This is a genomic window from Acinetobacter sp. WU_MDCI_Abxe161 (assembly GCF_025514355.1).
In the GTDB taxonomy this organism is placed as follows: domain Bacteria; phylum Pseudomonadota; class Gammaproteobacteria; order Pseudomonadales; family Moraxellaceae; genus Acinetobacter; species Acinetobacter pittii_E.
Genome location: NZ_JAHPTU010000009.1, coordinates 79,783 through 99,250, shown reverse-complemented (window position 1 = coordinate 99,250; position 19,468 = coordinate 79,783). Strand labels below are relative to the sequence as shown.

The 19,468-nt window shown below is 39.3% G+C and carries 17 protein-coding genes; 7 read left to right on the top strand and 10 right to left on the bottom strand.

From position 1 onward, the window contains the following. Nucleotides 1-44: 44 nt before the first annotated feature. Entirely contained in the window at nucleotides 45-1,229 is a 1,185-nt protein-coding gene (locus KTI78_RS11715; protein ID WP_224993437.1) for a TCR/Tet family MFS transporter, read from the bottom strand. A gap of 370 nt (nucleotides 1,230-1,599) precedes the next feature. On the opposite strand from KTI78_RS11715, the gene glyQ reads away from it, so the two are divergent. The 3 genes from glyQ to KTI78_RS11700 all read left to right on the top strand — a co-directional run bounded on the left by glyQ (nucleotide 1,600) and on the right by KTI78_RS11700 (nucleotide 5,429). Beyond that, complete coding sequence (gene glyQ, locus KTI78_RS11710) at nucleotides 1,600-2,577, top strand: glycine--tRNA ligase subunit alpha (RefSeq protein WP_002044989.1); 978 nt, start codon at nucleotides 1,600-1,602, stop codon at nucleotides 2,575-2,577. Beyond that, the gene (gene glyS, locus KTI78_RS11705; protein ID WP_262446198.1) at nucleotides 2,577-4,646 is read left to right on the top strand and encodes a glycine--tRNA ligase subunit beta; all 2,070 of its coding nucleotides are present in this window, start codon (nucleotides 2,577-2,579) and stop codon (nucleotides 4,644-4,646) included. Before glyQ ends, glyS begins: the two co-directional genes overlap by 1 nt. Nucleotides 4,647-4,979: 333 nt before the next feature. Then, nucleotides 4,980-5,429, top strand: a complete 450-nt coding sequence (locus KTI78_RS11700; RefSeq protein ID WP_224993431.1) for a hypothetical protein — start codon at nucleotides 4,980-4,982, stop codon at nucleotides 5,427-5,429. A gap of 183 nt (nucleotides 5,430-5,612) precedes the next feature. On the opposite strand, the gene KTI78_RS11695 is transcribed toward KTI78_RS11700, so the two are convergent. After that, on the bottom strand, nucleotides 5,613-6,500 hold the full coding sequence (locus KTI78_RS11695; RefSeq protein ID WP_224993429.1) for a DMT family transporter: 888 nt from the start codon (nucleotides 6,498-6,500) through the stop codon (nucleotides 5,613-5,615). Nucleotides 6,501-6,608: 108 nt separating this feature from the next. Between KTI78_RS11695 and KTI78_RS11690 the strand changes: the two genes are divergently transcribed. From KTI78_RS11690 to KTI78_RS11680, 3 genes are all read left to right on the top strand, one after another. After that, nucleotides 6,609-7,475 carry a LysR family transcriptional regulator gene (locus KTI78_RS11690; RefSeq protein ID WP_224993427.1) on the top strand — a complete coding sequence of 289 codons (867 nt, stop codon included), beginning with the start codon at nucleotides 6,609-6,611 and terminating at the stop codon, nucleotides 7,473-7,475. A gap of 147 nt (nucleotides 7,476-7,622) precedes the next feature. Continuing rightward, on the top strand, nucleotides 7,623-8,042 hold the full coding sequence (locus tag KTI78_RS11685) for a hypothetical protein (protein WP_224993425.1): 420 nt from the start codon (nucleotides 7,623-7,625) through the stop codon (nucleotides 8,040-8,042). Between the two features lie 96 nt (nucleotides 8,043-8,138). Continuing rightward, nucleotides 8,139-8,570, top strand: a complete 432-nt coding sequence (locus KTI78_RS11680) for a hypothetical protein (protein WP_262446197.1) — start codon at nucleotides 8,139-8,141, stop codon at nucleotides 8,568-8,570. A 98-nt stretch (nucleotides 8,571-8,668) separates the two neighbouring features. On the opposite strand, the gene KTI78_RS11675 is transcribed toward KTI78_RS11680, so the two are convergent. Continuing rightward, nucleotides 8,669-10,027 (bottom strand): S8 family peptidase, encoded by a 1,359-nt coding sequence (locus KTI78_RS11675; RefSeq protein ID WP_262446196.1) that lies wholly within the window; start codon nucleotides 10,025-10,027, stop codon nucleotides 8,669-8,671. Between the two features lie 35 nt (nucleotides 10,028-10,062). Then, nucleotides 10,063-10,371, bottom strand: a complete 309-nt coding sequence (locus KTI78_RS11670; RefSeq protein WP_224993419.1) for a hypothetical protein — start codon at nucleotides 10,369-10,371, stop codon at nucleotides 10,063-10,065. Nucleotides 10,372-10,960: 589 nt separating this feature from the next. Between KTI78_RS11670 and KTI78_RS11665 the strand changes: the two genes are divergently transcribed. Further along, nucleotides 10,961-11,794: a hypothetical protein gene (locus KTI78_RS11665; RefSeq protein WP_016142933.1), complete on the top strand. Its 834-nt coding sequence runs from the start codon at nucleotides 10,961-10,963 to the stop codon at nucleotides 11,792-11,794. A gap of 60 nt (nucleotides 11,795-11,854) precedes the next feature. On the opposite strand, the gene astE is transcribed toward KTI78_RS11665, so the two are convergent. From astE to KTI78_RS11635, 6 genes are all read right to left on the bottom strand, one after another. Continuing rightward, on the bottom strand, nucleotides 11,855-12,829 hold the full coding sequence (gene astE, locus KTI78_RS11660; RefSeq protein ID WP_224993415.1) for a succinylglutamate desuccinylase: 975 nt from the start codon (nucleotides 12,827-12,829) through the stop codon (nucleotides 11,855-11,857). Between the two features lie 12 nt (nucleotides 12,830-12,841). Continuing rightward, the gene (gene astB, locus KTI78_RS11655; protein ID WP_016142931.1) at nucleotides 12,842-14,185 is read right to left on the bottom strand and encodes an N-succinylarginine dihydrolase; all 1,344 of its coding nucleotides are present in this window, start codon (nucleotides 14,183-14,185) and stop codon (nucleotides 12,842-12,844) included. A gap of 19 nt (nucleotides 14,186-14,204) precedes the next feature. Then, nucleotides 14,205-15,674 carry a succinylglutamate-semialdehyde dehydrogenase gene (astD, locus tag KTI78_RS11650; RefSeq protein WP_224993413.1) on the bottom strand — a complete coding sequence of 490 codons (1,470 nt, stop codon included), beginning with the start codon at nucleotides 15,672-15,674 and terminating at the stop codon, nucleotides 14,205-14,207. Beyond that, a complete protein-coding gene (astA, locus tag KTI78_RS11645; protein ID WP_032052634.1) occupies nucleotides 15,674-16,705 on the bottom strand; it encodes an arginine N-succinyltransferase in 1,032 nt (343 codons plus the stop codon). Before astA ends, astD begins: the two co-directional genes overlap by 1 nt. 18 nt (nucleotides 16,706-16,723) lie before the next feature. Next, nucleotides 16,724-17,938, bottom strand: coding sequence for an aspartate aminotransferase family protein (locus tag KTI78_RS11640; RefSeq protein WP_262446195.1), 1,215 nt, complete (start codon nucleotides 17,936-17,938; stop codon nucleotides 16,724-16,726). Nucleotides 17,939-18,073: 135 nt separating this feature from the next. Then, nucleotides 18,074-19,345 (bottom strand): Glu/Leu/Phe/Val family dehydrogenase, encoded by a 1,272-nt coding sequence (locus tag KTI78_RS11635; protein ID WP_032054674.1) that lies wholly within the window; start codon nucleotides 19,343-19,345, stop codon nucleotides 18,074-18,076. Between the last annotated feature and the right edge of the window lie 123 nt (nucleotides 19,346-19,468).

The following is a 19,468-nucleotide window of genomic DNA, read 5'->3' as shown; positions in this document are numbered from 1 at the left end:
AGCCCCTCTCGTTCAAATAATATTGAACACTTAACTCCATATTTCTATCTTTGCTGTATAACTGGTCGGGTGCTGTACAAAATGATTGGTAAAGCAAGCAGGTAAATTACAATCACACTTAGCCAAATTGCACCTGGCCATTTTTCCTGAAATTGAAAATAAAGGGCAGAGAAAAATAAAGGAGCGACCATAGAGGCCAAGCTCACTGTAGAGGCAATCACTCCCTGAAACTGACCTTGCTGTTCAGCAGGAACCTTTTGAGAGGCTAGGGCTTGTAATGAGGGAGTCCCCATACTTCCTAGCGCAAAAATAGGCATAATGGCAAAAATCATCCAGCCGCTTTGAGCAAAAGCCATCACCCCTAAAGCCAAACAGCTGCAAGTAATTCCGACAAACACGGCTTTGCGATTACCCAATACTCTTGCAGCATGACTGGGAATAAAAATTTGAACTAACATTTGGCATAACCCAAATGCACCTAAAGAAAGTCCTACCCAGAAACCATTCCAATGAAAAGTATCATGTCCCCATAATACCCAACAGACTCCATAAACTTCTCCTATTGCACTAAAAATAAAAAAGATCGCAATAAATGGAAGTACACCACCAATTGAGCTAATACCAGTAAATATTTTGAAAGGATTTAGTGTAAATAATAGCTTTTTCTTTGGAACCGCTTGTTGAGATGGGGGCAAAACAATATATGCAAAAATAAGGTTAAGGCCTGTTAGCATGGCTGCAACCAAAAAAGGAAGCCTTAACCAATATTCACTCAATAACCCACCTAGCACAGGGCCAATAATAAAACCTGCACCAAACATAGCATTGATTAAACCAAAGTATTTCGCACGGTTATTTTTTGAAGAAAAGTCGACAATATAAGCACTTGCAACTGCCATATTGGCGCTGGTGATTCCAGCAATAATACGACCTATTAATAGGAAAATTAGACTATGTGAAAAAGTTAAAAATATGTAATTGATTGCTGAACCCGCAAGTGAAATAAGTAAGATCGACCTACGTCCATATTGATCACTTAAAGCGCCTAATATGGGAGAAAAGATAAATTGCATGGCGGCATAGAGACTCGCCAATATCCCCATATATACAGCAATATGGTTACTATGAGTCATATCTTGCAGCAATGATGGAAGAATTGGAAAAATAAGCCCGATACCTATAGCATCGAGAACAATGATTGCAAAAATAATAAATAGAGATCGATTCATAAAGCGTCCTATCGAAAAATCAGGCACAGTAAATGTGAAAACCTGTTAACGATGCTTGATAACCACTCAAGCCCTGATGAACGCTGACCGAATCTTAAAGATTGGGATATATGTCGACTGAGTATTTTCTATATAAAAGAAGAAATAAAACTTAAGTCGATTTTTCGCGATTTTTATCGTAACAACAAAAAGATTAAGTTGCTTATCCTAACATTAAAATGATGAAGCGAACAATCTACTCAATAGCTTTATGGAAACATCGTAGTTGCGATTATCTCCTTAGTAATTTTCCCCACATTAAGCCTTTGCCACTCCCCCACAAAATCCTTATACTTAGGGGCAATTTTTCTCATAAATTCGTGGATGCTACATGAGTCGCGCCATCTCGCACATTGATACATTTCAGGGCTTAATTCTTGCCCTACAAAACTATTGGGCCGAACAAGGCTGCGTCGTACTACAACCTTACGACATGGAAATGGGCGCTGGAACATTCCACACCGCAACATTCTTACGCGCTTTAGGGCCTGAAACTTGGAATGCTGCATACGTTCAACCTTCACGTCGTCCAAAAGATGGCCGCTATGGTGAAAACCCGAACCGTTTGCAACACTACTACCAGTTCCAAGTGGTGCTTAAGCCAAATCCAGACAACATCCAACAGCTCTATCTTGATTCTTTAAAAGCAATCGGGATTGATACGCTTACTCACGACATCCGCTTCGTAGAAGACAACTGGGAATCTCCAACTCTTGGGGCTTGGGGCTTAGGTTGGGAAGTTTGGCTTAACGGCATGGAAGTAACTCAGTTCACTTACTTCCAACAAGTCGGTGGTGTTGAATGTTACCCAGTAACAGGTGAAATCACTTACGGTTTAGAACGTCTTGCAATGTACCTTCAAGGTGTTGACTCGGTTTATGACCTTGTTTGGACTAAAGGCCAATTTGGTACTGTGACTTACGGTGACGTATTCCATCAAAATGAAGTTGAGCAATCAACTTACAACTTTGAATACGCTCCAGTTGAAAAACTATTTGAACTGTTTGATTTTTACGAATCAGAAGCAAACCGTTTAATTGAAGCAAAACTTTCTCTTCCTGCTTATGAGCAAGTGGTTAAAGCGTCTCATACATTTAACTTGCTTGATGCACGTGGCGCAATTTCTGTGACTGAGCGTCAACGTTACATTTTACGTGTACGTACTTTAGCGCGTGCTATTGCACAAAGTTATGTACAAGCACGTGCAGAGCTTGGCTTCCCAATGGCAGAACCACATTTACGTGATGAAGTATTGGCACAGTTAAAAGCACAAGCTGAAAGTGAAGCAGCAAAGGCGGAGAAAAACTAATGAGCAAACATACTGTTTTATTCGAACTTGGCTGTGAAGAGCTTCCACCAAAAAGCTTAAAAACTTTACGTGATGCTTTACAGGCAGAAACGGTAAAAGGTTTAAAAGATGCCGGCTTAAACTTCGCATCAATTGAAGCTTATGCTGCTCCACGTCGTTTAGCGCTTAAAATTGTAGATATCGATGCTGCTCAAGCTGATACACAAAAACGTTTTGACGGCCCTGCTGTTCAAGCGGCTTATGATGCAGAAGGCAAACCAACTAAAGCACTCGAAGGCTTTATGCGTGGTCAAGGCATTACTGTTGATCAGCTTTCTACTTTCCAAGCAGGTAAAGTTGAAAAAGTTTGCTATTTAAAAGATGTAAAAGGTCAAAGCCTTGACGCTTTACTTCCACAGATTTTACAAACTGCATTAGACAATTTACCAATTGCTAAGCGTATGCGTTCTGCTGCAAGCCGTACCGAGTTTGTACGTCCAGTTAAATGGGTTCTTTTGCTCAAAGACGACCAAATTGTTGACGCAACTATTCAAGATCACAAAGCTGGTAATGTGACTTATGGTCACCGTTTCCATGCACCTGAAGCCGTAACTTTAGCGCATGCAAATGACTATTTAGCTGCTTTAGAAAAAGCTTACGTTGTTGCGAACTTTGAAAAACGTCAAGCAACCATTCAAGAACAAGTGAAAAAGTTAGCTGATGAAGTTAACGCGACTGCGATTGTTCCAGCGGGTTTACTTGATGAAGTAACAAGCCTCGTTGAATGGCCAGTTGCTCTTCGTGCAAACTTTGAAGAGCGCTTCCTTGCTGTTCCTCAAGAAGCACTCATTACAACGATGCAAGACAACCAGAAATATTTCTGCTTGATCAATAGCGAAGGTAAATTACAGCCTTACTTCATTACTGTTTCAAATATTGAGTCTAAAGATCCAACTCAAATTATTGAAGGTAATGAAAAAGTTGTTCGTCCTCGTCTGTCGGATGCTGAATTCTTCTTCTTGCAAGATCAAAAGCAACCGCTTGCATCTCGTAAAGAAAAACTAGCAAATATGGTATTCCAAGCACAACTTGGTACGCTTTGGGACAAATCAACACGTATTGCAAAACTTGCAGTTGCATTATCTTCAATCACTGGTGCAAACCCAGCAGATGCTGAAAAAGCTGCATTACTTGCTAAATGCGACTTAACCTCTGAGCTTGTGGGTGAGTTCCCAGAACTTCAAGGTATTGCGGGTACTTACTACGCGCGTATTGAAGGTGAGAATACTGAAGTTTCAGAAGCTTTAGGTGAGCAATATTTACCAAAATTTGCGGGTGATGTTTTACCAAAAACCAAAACAGGTACAACCATTGCTCTCGCTGACCGTTTGGATACGCTGGTTGGTATTTTCGGTATTGGACAAGCGCCTACAGGTTCTAAAGACCCGTTTGCACTTCGTCGTTCAGCAATTGGTATCTTACGCTTAATCATTGAAAATGAATTAGATGTAACGATTGAAGAGTTAGTAAATCTTGCGCTTCAAGGTTATGGCGATATCGTTAAAGATCACGATAAGACTCGTGCTGATGCTGTTGCGTTCTTGGAAGGTCGTTACCGTGCTAAGTATGAAGACCAAGGCGTTGCTGTTGACGTACTTCAAGCAGTTCAAGCACTTGCACCAAAATCTCCACTTGATTTTGACAAGCGCGTAAATGCAGTTAATCACTTCCGCACATTACCTGAAGCTGCTGCACTTGCTGCTGCAAACAAACGTGTTGCTAACATTCTTGCAAAAGAAGCGGCACCAGAAGGTTCTGTCGTTGAAGCGAACTTGGTTGAAGATGCTGAGAAAGCATTATTTGCTGAGCTTCAAGCAGTGACACCTGTGGTTGAACCACTACTTGCAGCAAAAGACTACACTGCTGCCCTTTCTAAGCTTGCAGCACTTCGTGCGCCGATTGATGCATTCTTTGATGGCGTAATGGTTATGGCGGATGATGCTGACCTGAAAGCAAACCGTTTACGTTTATTGGCTCAGTTGCGTAACTTGTTTACTGCTGTGGCTGATGTGAGTGTATTACAGGGCTAATTAGCTCATTACTAAATAAAGGGATCTTTTATAGATCCCTTTATTTTTTAAATTAAACAAACACTTTAATTTCTTCTATCTATAGTATCAATCTACAGATCATTTAATTATCTATAGCTTATTCGATAGTACGTCTATTGCCCTAATTCATCCACATTAAAACTTTTTATAATAATGACCCTACACAGTAGCGCAATAATTGATTCAATTACCTAACTTGTTTACGCCGTTTATTGATATAAGTATTTTTCACAGATAAGTCTTTATAATAATTTGATATTTTCAAAAAATATCGTTATAAATTAGCAGCTTTTATTAATTAAGATTATATAAATGAAGAAGAATATTTTATTACTTGTTATTTCTATCTTATCCATTGGACAAATGGCTTGCTCTATAAATCCTCATCGGATCACTTTACCTGACACTACAAATCCCCCTGCTATAGAAAAGATTAATATGGTTGGAATGTCTCGAAATGAATTTCTAAATAAATTCCATCCGCCCGTAGTAAGTAGACTCATTGGTGATAAACGGATAGATACGATCACTTATTATAAAATTAACAATAAACCAAAAGCATATGGAATGGCTTTATATAACGGCTTAATAGCGAATACAATCGTCTCAACACTACACAATGTAATGCCGAGTGAGTTATCACTCGATTCCGTGGACGAAACAGTATCAGTCTCAGACTCAGCACTTAACAAAGAGAAAGTAGTAATTGAGATTACGTATGATTCCTCTAGTCATATTGAAAAAGTCGAAAGAGTAGAATAATTCAATTTTAAATCTTTATTTTTGGCTATAACCAAACTTTTCATGGTGCAATTAATTAAAGTAAATTCTAAAAACTATTGAGGCATGCTGATTTAATTGACTTTTTAATGAAATTAATATTTTCATTCTTAAATCAGCACTCAATAACTACCACATTATTATCTACTCAGCTTAGTACAAGAATTATTTTTTCCAATTCATCCACACCAAACTCCCCACAATAATTACCCCACCCAACAGCACCATCATTGATGGCTTTTCATTTAAGAAAAGCACTGCCAAACTCATCGCGACAATCGGCGAGCAATATAAAAAATTCGATGCAATCGTTAACGGCATATTTTTAAGTACATATCCCCACAGTACATAAGCCATCGCACTTGGAAAAATACCCAATAGGACAACCGACATATTGGCTTGCCAAGTAGCATGTAAAATTTCACTAGGCAAATGAGCACTATAAAATAGTAAAGGGATAGTTCCGAACCAAATGATGTAGCACATCATACTCAATGCATCATAATTTAAGGCAAATTTTTTATATAAATTAAAATATAGACCCCATGCAATTGCAGCTAAAACAATTAATAAACTATAAGGACTCGGTACACCAAAACCATGATCTCCACTGACCACTAACACGGCGCCGCCAAGTCCCAATAAAATACATAACCACTGTTTAAAACTGATTTTTTCTTTAAAAACTAAAACTGAAATAATAAAAGTAAATAAAGGAATGGATTGACTTAAAATGCTGGATGCAACCGCAGTCACATATTGCTGCCCTGTATTTATGAGCAAATGATGTAGCGTTACAGAGAAAAATCCTAATACAGCAAGAGCAGGAACATCCTTCCAATTTAAAGGCTGAATGCCTTTTTTCATGACCAAAAGTAGTAAAAAAAACGATGCAATCAAAAAACGGAGCAAGGCAATATGCTGCGGTGTATATGAATGCAAGGCACTATGTACACCAATAGGTGAATAGCCCCAACAAAAAACGGTCACAGCAATACATAAATAGAGCTTAAAAGCTGGAGGCTGGGTTTCGGCAGCAAGAGAAATTGCCATGTTAAATCTGCACTAGTGGAATGGAACACTTTCATCATATGCGCATGGATAGTTGAATAAAATTAACTTATATTGAGCTAAATATTCATTAAAAGTGAATGATAAAACATGGATATCGCTCAGTTAAAAATGTTCCAAACCGTAGTTGAATGCGGAACTATGGCTAAAGCCTCAATGCAACTGCATTGCGTACCATCCAACATCACAACACGCATTAAACAACTCGAAGAAGAACTGGGTGCACCGCTGTTTTACCGAGAAGGGAAAAGTTTAAAACTGACCCCATCTGGAGAAATCTTCCTCAATTATTGCCATAAAATTTTAGCGCTGTGTGATGAAGCAAAACGAAGCATTCATCCAGATGCTCCTCCTTCTGGCCCATTAAAAATTGGCGCTATTGAATCTTCTGCTACAACTCGCCTGCCTAATTTGCTGGCGAAATACCATCAACGTTTTCCAGAAGTTTCCATTCAAATTATTACTGGCACATGGAAACAGCTATTACTCGATATTTCTCAGCATAAACTTGATGGTGCGATTGTCGCGGGTAATATTGATTTTCCAATGCTTAATAAACTCAGCATTTACCAAGAAGACATAGTCTTAATTGCATCTCACTCTTTGGGAGAAATTAATTGCCAAGAAGACCTAATTGGCAAAGAAATCTTTATGTGGACTGAAGGCTGCCCTTACCGCGCAGCTCTTGAAGAATGGCTTAAACTTAAGAATATTTCTCTTCCCATCACTAGCATTACCAGCTATGCCACCATTATTGGTTGTGTTAGTGCAGGCTCAGGGGTGGCTTTAGTGCCTAAAAGCATTTATGAGCAATATAAAAATTTAGCTCATATTCAAAGTTATAAGTTTGAATATCTGTCCTTTATGCAAAATCACTTTTTCTGGCACAAAAATGTGAGTAACCATAAAGCTCGAGATATGTTTATAGAATTAATTAAGTCTGAATTTTGTTTGTGAGCCATTAGTCTCATTGTTTTACTGCTATTAAATGATGATTTATCGTAATCAAATCGTATGGGTTTTATCTCATTGCAGTACAAGCTTTATTTTTAACAGTAAGATCACCACTTCATCTTTTGATTCTGGTTGGGGAGATTGATCCATATGAAAACCTTACAAGTGTTATACATTGCAAGTTCTATATTGGCTTCATCAACCTTATTTGCAGAAACAACACAGCCACAACAAGTTGTTGAAACAACACCTAAAACACAACCTTATGGTGACAACCCAAGCTTAGGTCGTGTATTACTGTATAAAACAGGAAAAGGCATACAAAATTTAGGAGACTCTATTCAAGGAGCTTCTGAAAAAACTTCAAATAAAATTAGCGAAAAGTGGAAAAACACTAAAGAGTTTACGGCTGAAAAAGCAGAAGTCGTTCAGCAAAAAGCAGATACCGCAAAAGCTTTTACCGAAACAAAAATAGATCAGGCGAAGCAAAATATTACCAGTAGTCGAAACGGTGAAAATATTCCGATAGAGCAAGGCGAGTTAAGCAAATCAAGCACAACAATTAACTAATTTGCTTGGACAGCGCGATAAATTCGCGCTTTTATAAATACATATATTCATCTAGAACTAATGATCATCCACTATAAAAAGCTAGGAATCTGCCTTATGAATAGTCACAAACTTCTCTTTTCCACCCTATGCTGCTTGGCATTAACTGCATGTGCAACTTCAGCACCTATCTCTCCTTATTCTCAGGCACAAGTTTTAGAGCAAGATACGAATATTGAAGCTTATCCATCAACTACAGGTAATGTAGCTAAACTTATTAAACAAGATAAGCAAGCTTGCATGATTGAGTTTACGGGATATTTAGGTGGTGGACATGTGACTGAACACTGGGTATTTAATGATAAAGGCCTAATTTCAGCTACATCGTTCACTCAACAATACCCTGATGAATCAGGCATATTAAATCAGGCAACAAACTCTACAACCAAAAGCTCAACCACTTTTAATATTCAAGATCCAGAAATTCAGAATAATTTCAAAAAACTCCAAAGCAACTTTAATCCTACAAATTTAGCAAAATGTCATTAACTTTTTCATAAAAAACCCGTTGCAAAAGCTGCCCTTCGCAACGGGTTATAGCTATTTAAAAATTTCTTGGACTTAATTTAAAATTATAAATAAGCGATTTAATTAATGGTTAAACCATTTGTTGCTGCCAGTAAATCAATACGTGGGAAAACTAAGCCCGTTCTTGAGTCAGTAATTGGCTTACCTGTCGTTTTTAAACGGCTGATGGTTTGATCAATACTTTCTGTTGGACTCACCACACTATTCGCTCGTAATAAAGCAATCGCACCTGCCACATGTGGTGTCGCTTGAGATGTACCACCCATGGTGTAGCCACCTGCCGTAATCATTGCTCCCGGTGCCAACAAAGTCACTAAGCTACCGCCATTACTAAAGCACGCCACTTTGTCTGCTGCTGTTGTCGGGTCAGAACATTTCACCGGATTCCCCCATGACACACCGCCAATATTACTATCATAAACAGCCCCCACTCTTACGGCACCAGCAACACAGGCAGGAGATGAAATTCCATCTGAAAATGCATCATTACCTGAAGCTACAACCGGAACCACACCAGCAGCTCGTGCATTGGCAAATGCCGTTCCATAACTGCTATCGCTACACTCCGAGGTATATTTAACACCTGGCACGCCAAGGCTTAAGTTAACTGCTTTAATATTGTAGGTTTGTGCATTATTTACAGCCCAGTTAATCCCCGCGAGAATATCACTATCATAAGCAGTGCTTACCCATTTACCTTGGGATCTAACCTTTCTAAAAACATCAATGCCTATAATTTTGGTCTTGGTGGCAACCTTAGACACAATGCCTGAAACATTACTCCCATGCCCATCATCATCTAAAGTGCCATCATCTGGTGCACTATCAAATGAATAAACAACTCGACAAGTATTAGATGGTGTGTTCACTGCCGTACACCCAAAATCTGAATGTAGATAATTTACCCCTGTATCAATCACTGCCACACTAGAACCCTCACCTGTGAAGCCATTGGTGTTTGCCTGTGGTTGATTAATCAAAGGTAAACTTTCATTGGTCGTAGTACGGTTAATACGGTTCGGATAAACCGCTTTAACATTCGGATCATTCAATAAAGTGACTAAAGCCTCCCGATTACTAATCCGATAAAAAGCTAAAGGTAAATTATTGTAGTCCCGAAGTACTTGAACACCACCAGCACGGTTAAACCTTGCCTGAATATTCTTTTTATTTGTAGCAATATAACTTCGCCGTTCTAGACCAGAAGGCACACTCGTCGAAGGAATATTGTATTCAACAATTAAATCATTCGAATCATTATTGACTAAGGCATCCAAATCGATTTTGCCCTGAAATACTTTTTGTTTTGCTGCTTGATTTAATCGCTGCTTAGCACCTTTAGAATCCAAAGGAAGAGCGGATGCTGTTGTACTTAAAATCGTACATAGACCTAATAGAAATAACGTTTTACTTTGCATTATTTTTCTCCGTAGTTTTTCAACTAACAATTTGCTTATTTCGCTTTTATTTCATTTGCTGGATCTTTTTCTGGATCAATCGGTTGAATAGAAAGATCACTTTTCGTGTCATATAAAGGAACGGTATTAACTGATACCGATTGAGAATGAGTTGAATGTTGAGATAGATTTTTGGGTTGAGTAGGCTCCTTAAGTTTAGAAAGAAAAGAAGATGTATTTGGCTGTGGTGAATTCGACTCATGTAAAGCAGAATTGAACACATCAGCTGCGCCGCTTATGGGTTTAAAGTAGAAAACAACGGCGATTAAGCCGACTAATACAAGAAGGGAAGCAATAATTTTCATCGTTAAGATCTCTGTTTTTTTGTTTATAGACATCTATTTTTATTTTTGATTATTCGAAATAAAGTGCTATTTCTTTAGATATATTTCATGTGAAATTTACATTTCATGGAATATATAAACATGAGAAAAGCTAAATTACCTTTTCCCGAATAAGCAAAAATACAGTTCTGCCCTGTACATTTATATTTCTGGCAGAATATGGTCCAAAAAAGTGCTAAAAAAGCACCCTATTCTCATAATAAGCAATTAGTATGCCGTTTCCTCTAATAAATAATGAGAACTACATCACATCTAGAGATATAGGCAAATAGCTTATGAATAATGATAAAAAATTTAGGAGATGGGAGTTAAAAAGCTGTAAGAGGGAAATAGGGCCAGCTTAATTAGAATAACTAAAAAATAAATGTTCTTTTTCACTTTATTATTAATTTTTATTAATCTTCACAATTTATCCCTAGTCTGTTTACTCAATGTAACACTGTTGTAACGTTTTGATGAAGTGAGTTCCAAGCTCCTATTTCCTTAGCTATGATGCGATTGCGTTTATGAAATACCTCACTAAAGGGTATATTCTTTGAAGGATATCGCAATGAAAATGATGAAAACAGCTATCGTTACTGCAAGTGTTCTTGCTTCTGCCTCTATTTTTGCACAAAGTGCGGGCGTTAATGCAGGTGCTTCTGCTCAAGTAAATGTACAACCGGGTGGTCTTGTTAGTGGCGTAGCCAATACAGTCAAAAATACTGCACACACTGTAGGCAGCACAGCAAAGCATGCGGGCCATGTCGCTGCTGACACTACAGTTAAAGCAACTAAAAAAACAACAGGAAAAGTGACTGAACTTTCTTCTAAAGCTGCAAATGGGACAAAACACTTAGCTACTGAAGCTGCGACAGGTACTAAAAACTTTGCTACCGAAGCTGCAACAGGTACTAAAAATGTAGCGACTAAAGCTGCCAATGGTACTAAGCATTTTGCTACCGAGGCAGTAACAGGTACTAAAGACGTAGCAACTAAAGCTGTAAACGGTACTAAAAATCTAGCAGTTGAAGCTAAAGCTGATACTAAAGCACGTGTTGATGCTGTAAAAACTAAAGTTGCTGAAAAACAAGCTGACCAAAAAGAATTTACTGCTGAAAAACAAGCTAATGCCCAAGCGCACGTAGATGCAGTAAAAACTCGTGTAGCTCAAAACCAAGCTGACCAAAAAGAATTTGTAGCTGACACTAAAGCTGATGCTCAAGCACAGTTAAATGCAGCTCAACCAGCACATGCTGTTAATGCTCAAACTGGTGTAAATGTTGGCGTAAACGTTGCTCCTGTTGGAATTAATGCAAACGCAAATGTAAATGCTGGTGCTGAAACTTCTACTCAAAAAGCTGAAAAGAAATCTTGGATTAAAGGCCTTTTCGGTACTAACTAATTTCTTACAAATAAAAAAGGGCAATCAATTGCCCTTTTTTATTTCTCTAAAATCAATGATTCAGTTTATTTCAGTTAAAACTAAACCCGCACGCAAACCAAGCTTCACATTTGGATTTGGAAATAAAATCCAGACCTGATCTTGCTCAACCACATAATTACCAGAAGGCTGAGTCGCAATGATTTCACCCTTGGTAAAAGTTGAAAAATTTGGGGCCTCAGCCGATAAATTCATCTGAAAATCTTCATCTTTTTTAATTAAAGAATCCGATACATTAAAGACCCGAATTTTTGTTTTATTGCGTGGTGGTAATGCTTGTTCAGAAACTACATTACGAATGACTTCGTCAATTGCAGCAAACTGGCTCAAGTCATTTTGTCCAAATGGCAAGGCTTTGCCCAACTCTAAAGTTGCACTCGCAGCTTTAAAATTTTCACTCGTAAAATGTGTAAATGTTTTACCGACCGCATTGTGATAAACCAAAGCATCTAAATCAGCTGCTTCAAGGCTCGCTTTCAAACCTGCATCATAAGCATGCGTTTGGTATGGAAATAAAGCAAAAGTAGGCAATAAAGAAGCACGAATTGCGGTGTGCAAATCATAGTGATAGCGTTTAGCCTCACTTGAGCTTTCCTGAAAGAAAGTCGTGACAACTTGCTCTAAAACCTCAGCACGCTTTGATTCTTCAGTCACGGGTAGATTTTTATATCCACCACAAAACATTCGATTTACATCATCATATACATAGCGTTTGCCTTGACGCATTGCATAGGGGTTACCCAATACAAACAGCAACCTCACAGCAAGGTTTAAACGTCCTGCAAATAAATCTGTGCAAAGACGAGATAACAATTCAATTGGTGCTGTTTCATTGCCATGTACTCCAGCTGACAGTACGACGGCTTTGTCGTACTGTGCGTTTGGCGTACATTCAAGAAGTCCTTCACCCAACCAACGCCAAGAAAAATTATCTTGTTTTCCTTCGCGGGTTTTAGGCTGCTCACCTTGTAAGGTTAATGCTAGAAAATCCTGCATGCCACCTCCTCACTATTTTTGGAAAGGATAAACCGAACCCAAACCTAAAATTTTGGTCAGTTCGTCGAGCGCCATACGGCTTTCCATTAACAAATGCGGATCAGCTAAATCTTCTTGTGCTAAACGATCACGATAATGTTTATCTACCCATTGATTGAGTGTGCCAAACAATTGATCATTCATGAGTACTTTTGGATTTACAGCATTTAACTCAGTTTCGTTTAAAGCTACACGTAAACGTAAGCAAGCCGGACCACCACCATTACGCATACTTTCACGTAAGTCATATACCTGAATAGCATCAATTGGTGTACCCATTTGAATCATATCGTTCAAATAGCCCCACACTGCTGCATTTTGACGAGACTCTTCTGGTACAACAATAGTCATTCCACCATCTGGACGAGTCAAAATCTGGCTATTAAATAAATAGGTCGCTACAGCATCGTCAACCGTAACACGGTTTTCAGGAACTTCGATCGAGATAAAATCTTCACCGATGCTTGCCATTTTTTGACGAATTTCAGCAAAAGCCTGATCTTGATTTAAGAATGCATGTTGATGATGGAATAAAACCTGTTGGTTACTTACCGCGATCACATCGTTATGGAATACACCCTGATCAATTACATCCGGATTTTGCTGAACAAAAACTGTATGTGCATCATCCAAACGGTGCAAACGTGCAATTGCTTCACTCGCCTCACGTGTCTGACGAGCTGGATAGCGTTTTGGTCCCGGTAAGCCATTATTTAAATGTTGCTGGCCATAAACAAAAACTTGAACACCGCGCTTAGCATAATCACCACCTAAACGATTGTGATTTGCTGCTCCTTCATCACCAAACAAAGCCACTTGTGGCAAAGCCTCATGATGAACAAAGTGACGTTCATTTTTAAAGATCGCTTGTAAAACTTGGCTTGTAGTTTCGGCTTCAATTGAACGGTGAAACTTATTGTTCAGATTTGCTGCGGTAAAATGCACTCGTTCGTCTTGGCTATCTGCCGAAGGTGAAACAGTTGCTGCATTTGCAGTCCACATCGGTGAAGCTGAGCTTAAAGATGATAATAGTTCTGGTGAATGACGCATTGCTTGAGCAATAACACTAATGTCATCTCCCGTAAAACCTAAACGACGTAACATTGGAACATGTGGGCGCTCATGCGGGACAAGCACACCTTGTTTCATTCCCATGTCAGCTAAGGCTTTCATCTTTAGCAAACCTTGTTTGGCTGCTAATTTTGGGTTCGAGGTATTATTACGGTTTTTCGTCGATGCTTCATTACCAAAAGACAACCCCGCATAGTGATGCGTTGGCCCCACTAAACCATCGAAATTTACTTCATATCCTTTCATTTTTTTCTTTCCCTAGTGTTTAAGGCAACACAATCCCTGGAGATAATTTTTCTGGCAAGGTTAAGCTGTCACTTTCAAGTGATGCCATCGGCCAAGCACAATAGTCAGCAGCGTAAAAAGCACTCGCGCGGTGATTACCTGAAGCCCCTACACCACCAAATGGTGCAGCACTTGAAGCACCAGTTAATGGCTTATTCCAATTCACAATACCTGCACGCGCTTCAATGAGTAAGTCATCAAACAGTTCACGCTTTGGAGAAACCAAACCAACCGACAAGCCAAAACGAGTTGCGTTAGCAATTTTTAATGCTTCTTCAAAGTTGTCATAACGCTGAATTGTCGTAAGCGGACCAAAATATTCTTCATCCGGAATATCTTTCACACCTGTAACATCAACAATACCCGGAGTGAGTAATGAGCTGTCTTGTTGTGGACGCGTCATTGGTAATAAACTTTTTGCACCAAGTTCAAGTAACTTTTGTTGAGCATTCATCATGTTTGTTGCAGCAACCGACGAGATAACGCCACCCATAAATGGTTGTTGTTCATCATTCCAACGACCAACTTTTAGGTTTTTAGCAACTTCAACAAAACGTTGAATAAATGCATCACCTTCAGCACCATTTTTCACCAAGATGCGACGTGCACATGTACAACGCTGACCTGCCGAAACAAAAGCAGATTGAATAGCAAGATTCACTACTGCATCGACATCAACAATTTCATCAATAATCAATGCATTATTGCCGCCCATTTCAAGTGCAAGAATTTTTTCAGGTGCACCTGCCATTTGCTTATGCAAGTGGTAACCGGTGTTTGCACTTCCGGTAAACAATAAACCATCAATTTCATGTGAAGCAGCTAATGCTTCGCCGGTGGTACGACCACCTTGAACTAAGTTCATCACACCATTTGGTAGGCCAGCTTGCTGCCAAAGTTTGACAGTTTCTTCAGCAGTCCAAGGCGTTAATTCACTTGGTTTAAATACAATTGTGTTACCAGCAAGCAAGGCTGGAACAATATGCCCATTTGGTAAATGACCCGGGAAGTTATATGGACCAAAAACTGCAAGCACACCATGCGGACGGTGACGTAAAGAGGCTACGCCATCGGCCATTTCAGTTGAGCTTTCGCCTGTACGCTGATGATAAGCACGAATTGAAATCGCAACCTTACCAATCATTGACTGAACTTCAGTTAAGGTTTCCCAAAATGGCTTGCTGGTTTCTTGGCTAATGACTTCTGCTAAATGCTTTTTATTTTCTTCAAGCAAAGCCGCAAATTTTTCAACAATTGCTACACGCTCTGCAAGTGGTAAACGTGCCCATGCTGGAAATGCAGTACGCGCTGCCTGACACGCTTGCTCTACATCAGCAGCAGTTGCTTCTGCACCTGACCATACAGTTTGGTTATCAACTGGATTTGTCTTTTCAAATGTTGTGCCGTTGCCTTGTAACCATACACCGTTAATAAATAAAGAGTTTGACATCAGGATACTTCCATTGGATTTAGTGATAACACACGAACAACGTGACCTTCTTGTACACCGAGTTTTTCAGCTTGTTCATGCGTTAAATTTATAGTGTTATCAACAAGATCAAGCTTCAACAACATTGCCTTATAGTCATGATAATTATCATTAGCAATGAGATATTGGGTCTTACCGACCACAGCTTCACTTGTAATTTTGACGTTTAATAATTGACTTTCTTTTACTGCACGCAACTCATCAATATTGGCTTCAATCGTTGGACCCGCATCAAAAATATCGACATATCCTTGATAACGTAAGCCTTCCGACTCAAGCACATGATAAGCAGGCAATGTTTGTGGATGCATTTTTCCAATCACCTCTTGCGCATCTTTTGGCAAGAGATCTACATAGACCGGAAAACGTGGCATAAGCTCTGCAATAAATACTTTTTGCCCGATTCCACTCAAATAGTCTGCTGTTGAGAAATCCATATTAAAGAAATGGTGACCAATCGCGTCCCAAAATGGAGAACATCCATTTTCGTCTGAGAAACCACGCATTTCAGCAATTAATTTTTTCTCGAAATATTGTTTAAAGGCAGCAATAAACATAAAACGGATTTTCGATAAGAATTTACCGTTTTGATTTTCACGACGCTCTGGATCTAAAAATAATGTACAGAGTTCGCTACTACCTGTTCTGTCATTACTTAAAAATAAAGTAGGTAGTGACTTATAAACATTTAATGCTTTTGAAGCGTGCACCTGAGTACCAACATGAAAGTTGTACCAAGGTTCAATGAGCCCTACAGCGACTTCAATTGCACTTAATCCAATAACACGTTGTGCTTCTGTATCTTCAAGAACAAACAGATAGCCTTGTTCACTTTTATGGACATTGCCATTTAAAGTATTGCGAGTACGTGAAATTCGAGCCGAAAGTGTATCCATATTTTGTGGCAAGGAAGTCAGGCCTACACCCGACTTACCCGCTAATTTATAAATATCTTCAAGGTCTCGAAACTCGGCATGACGGACGATCATCATGGCTAGCTTTCCTTTTTTTTATTTAGCCAACTTTGCCAATGCACGTTTTAAACGAGCAATCCCTTCATCAATATCTTGTTCAGGAATAATCAGAGACGGTGTAAAACGAACTACATTCGGGCCTGCAATTAAAGCAAGTAAACCTTCTTCACCTGCCCAAGTCGTAATATCTTTCGCTTTCCCTGCATATTCAGCTTTTAATTCACAACCAATCAGTAAGCCTTGGCCACGAATTTCTTGAAAAATCTGATGTTCAGCGTTTAATGCATTTAGTGCATCGAGGAAATATTGATGACGATGTTTCACACCCTCAAGTACTTCAGGCGTATTAATAAATTCAAATACTGCACCCGCAACCGCACTTGCTAGCGGGTTACCACCATAAGTCGTACCATGTGTACCCACTGAAAAATGCGGAGCAAACTTATCTGTTGTTAGCATTGCACCAACTGGGAAACCGCCACCTAGCGCTTTTGCAGTGGTTAACACATCTGGAATAACACCAGAGTTCATGTAGGCATAAAGTGCACCTGTACGGCCTACACCCGTTTGTACTTCATCAAAAATTAGTAAAGCACCGAACTCATCGCATAGTGCACGTAAACCTTTTAAAAATTCGATATCAGCAGGAATAACGCCGCCTTCACCTTGGATTGGCTCAACAATCACGGCACATGTTTGTTCATTAATGACCGCTTTGGCAGCGTCTAAGTCATTGAAGGCAACATGGTTAATGCCATTTGGAAGTGGTGCAAAGTCTTGTGAATATTTAGGTTGACCACCTGCTGAAACGGTAAATAAGGTACGGCCGTGGAATGCATTGTTAAATGCAATGATGCCACTTTTACCCTCAACACCACTGTCTAAACCAACTTTACGAGCTAGTTTGAGTGCTGCTTCATTGGCTTCTGCACCTGAGTTACAGAAGAATACTTTATCTGCAAATGTATTTTCGGTGAGTTGTTTTGCAAGACGTAGAACAGGTTCATTTGTATAACCGTTACCAACGTGCCAAAGTTTTGTTGCTTGTTCTGTTAAAGCATTTACTGCCACTGGATGCGCATGACCTAATGCGTTTACTGCAATCCCGCCTGCAAAATCGATATATTCTTTATTTTCTTGATCCCAAATACGTGAACCTTCACCACGTACCGGAATGAAATTTGCCGGTGCAAAAACTGGAACCATCCAGTCGTTAAAGTTGCTTCGAGTTACAGAAATTGGCTGTTCCATGCTTACCTCAGTATTTATTTAATATATTCGATAACACTTAAATTTGAATCATTGAGAAAAAGGGAGTGAGCAAATAAACCCTATAACATCCTTTATATTTGCTCAAACCACTTTTTCTAAAGTAATTTCCGCAGATTAGCCTGGGAAAATACCGCGCTCTTTACGAGCTTTTAAGATACGCTCACATGCCAAGATGTAAGCTGCTGTACGTAAAGTACAAGCGTTGCTGTTTGCTGTATTCCAAACGTCGTCCATAGCTTGAACCATCAATTTGTCTAAACGCTCATTGATTTCTTCTTCAGTCCAGAAGTAGCTCGCCATGTCTTGAACCCATTCGAAGTAACTTACAGTTACACCGCCGGCGTTACATACAACGTCAGGAACGACAACAATGCCACGCTCAACTAAAACGTCTTCAGCTTTAGGATAAGTCGGGCCGTTTGCACCTTCTAAAATCAACTTAGCTTTAAGTTTTTGAGCACGTTCAACAGTGATTTGGCCTTCCAATGCAGCAGGAACAATAATGTCAACTTCAGCTGTCCAGAAATCTTCATCAGCAATTGATTGAGCACCAGCAAAGCCACCAACACCTTGGTTTGCATTTACGTGATCACGTAATGCTTCAAGATCAATACCATCAGCATTGAAAATTGTGCCAGTGTGGTCTTGAACGTGTGTAACTTTCGCTTTTGATTCAACAAATAAGAAAGCTGCTTCACTACCTACGTTACCAAAACCTTGAATAGCGATTTTCGCACCTTCAATTGGTAAATTGATTTTTGCAGCTACTTCACGGCCTGTAACAAATACGCCACGACCAGTCGCTTTTACACGACCTAAAGAACCACCTAAGTGAACTGGTTTACCAGTTACAACACCTGTTACTGTGTAACCTTGGCTTGTAGAATAAGTGTCCATCATCCAACCCATGATATTGGCATTTGTACCAACGTCTGGAGCAGGGATATCTTTTTGAGGCCCAATAATGTGACCAATTTCAGTCGTATAACGACGAGTCAAACGCTCTAATTCACGATTAGACAATTTACGTGGATCAACACGAATACCACCTTTCGCACCGCCAAATGGCAAGTTCAAAACAGCAGTTTTAATTGTCATCCACGCAGACAACGCCATCACTTCATTCAAGTCAACATTTGGATGGTAACGAACACCACCTTTACCAGGACCACGAGACAAGTTGTGTTGTACACGGTAGCCTTCAAAGTGCTGAATAGAGCCGTCATCCATCACGATTGGCACGTCTACAATAAGTGCACGTTTTGGACGTTTTAAAGTGTCGATAAACTCGGCTAAGTGGTCTAAGTACGGAGCAACACGGTCAATTTGTGCCAAGTAAGTTTGCCATGCATCGCTGTGTTCGTTTACGTATGAAAGATCTGACATCTTTTTTCCTATATACCTTCATAGACTCAGAATTGATAAATCTGTAGTCTTTATTATTCAGCAACCAAAGCCTTGAAATAACAATGCCTTAGTTTATTTACTAAATCTTTTGCCCTTCTAAAG

Coding starts and splice junctions, on each gene's coding strand:
- KTI78_RS11680 (WP_262446197.1), top strand. CDS start 8,139: ATGAATAGTCACAAACTTCTCTTTTCCACCCTATGCTGCTTGGCATTA.
- KTI78_RS11675 (WP_262446196.1), bottom strand. CDS start 10,027: ATGCAAAGTAAAACGTTATTTCTATTAGGTCTATGTACGATTTTAAGT.
- astD (WP_224993413.1), bottom strand. CDS start 15,674: ATGTCAAACTCTTTATTTATTAACGGTGTATGGTTACAAGGCAACGGC.
- KTI78_RS11665 (WP_016142933.1), top strand. CDS start 10,961: ATGAAAATGATGAAAACAGCTATCGTTACTGCAAGTGTTCTTGCTTCT.
- KTI78_RS11635 (WP_032054674.1), bottom strand. CDS start 19,345: ATGTCAGATCTTTCATACGTAAACGAACACAGCGATGCATGGCAAACT.
- glyQ (WP_002044989.1), top strand. CDS start 1,600: ATGAGTCGCGCCATCTCGCACATTGATACATTTCAGGGCTTAATTCTT.
- KTI78_RS11690 (WP_224993427.1), top strand. CDS start 6,609: ATGGATATCGCTCAGTTAAAAATGTTCCAAACCGTAGTTGAATGCGGA.
- KTI78_RS11700 (WP_224993431.1), top strand. CDS start 4,980: ATGAAGAAGAATATTTTATTACTTGTTATTTCTATCTTATCCATTGGA.
- KTI78_RS11685 (WP_224993425.1), top strand. CDS start 7,623: ATGAAAACCTTACAAGTGTTATACATTGCAAGTTCTATATTGGCTTCA.
- KTI78_RS11715 (WP_224993437.1), bottom strand. CDS start 1,229: ATGAATCGATCTCTATTTATTATTTTTGCAATCATTGTTCTCGATGCT.
- astB (WP_016142931.1), bottom strand. CDS start 14,185: ATGAAAGGATATGAAGTAAATTTCGATGGTTTAGTGGGGCCAACGCAT.
- KTI78_RS11670 (WP_224993419.1), bottom strand. CDS start 10,371: ATGAAAATTATTGCTTCCCTTCTTGTATTAGTCGGCTTAATCGCCGTT.
- astA (WP_032052634.1), bottom strand. CDS start 16,705: ATGATGATCGTCCGTCATGCCGAGTTTCGAGACCTTGAAGATATTTAT.
- KTI78_RS11695 (WP_224993429.1), bottom strand. CDS start 6,500: ATGGCAATTTCTCTTGCTGCCGAAACCCAGCCTCCAGCTTTTAAGCTC.
- KTI78_RS11640 (WP_262446195.1), bottom strand. CDS start 17,938: ATGGAACAGCCAATTTCTGTAACTCGAAGCAACTTTAACGACTGGATG.
- astE (WP_224993415.1), bottom strand. CDS start 12,829: ATGCAGGATTTTCTAGCATTAACCTTACAAGGTGAGCAGCCTAAAACC.
- glyS (WP_262446198.1), top strand. CDS start 2,577: ATGAGCAAACATACTGTTTTATTCGAACTTGGCTGTGAAGAGCTTCCA.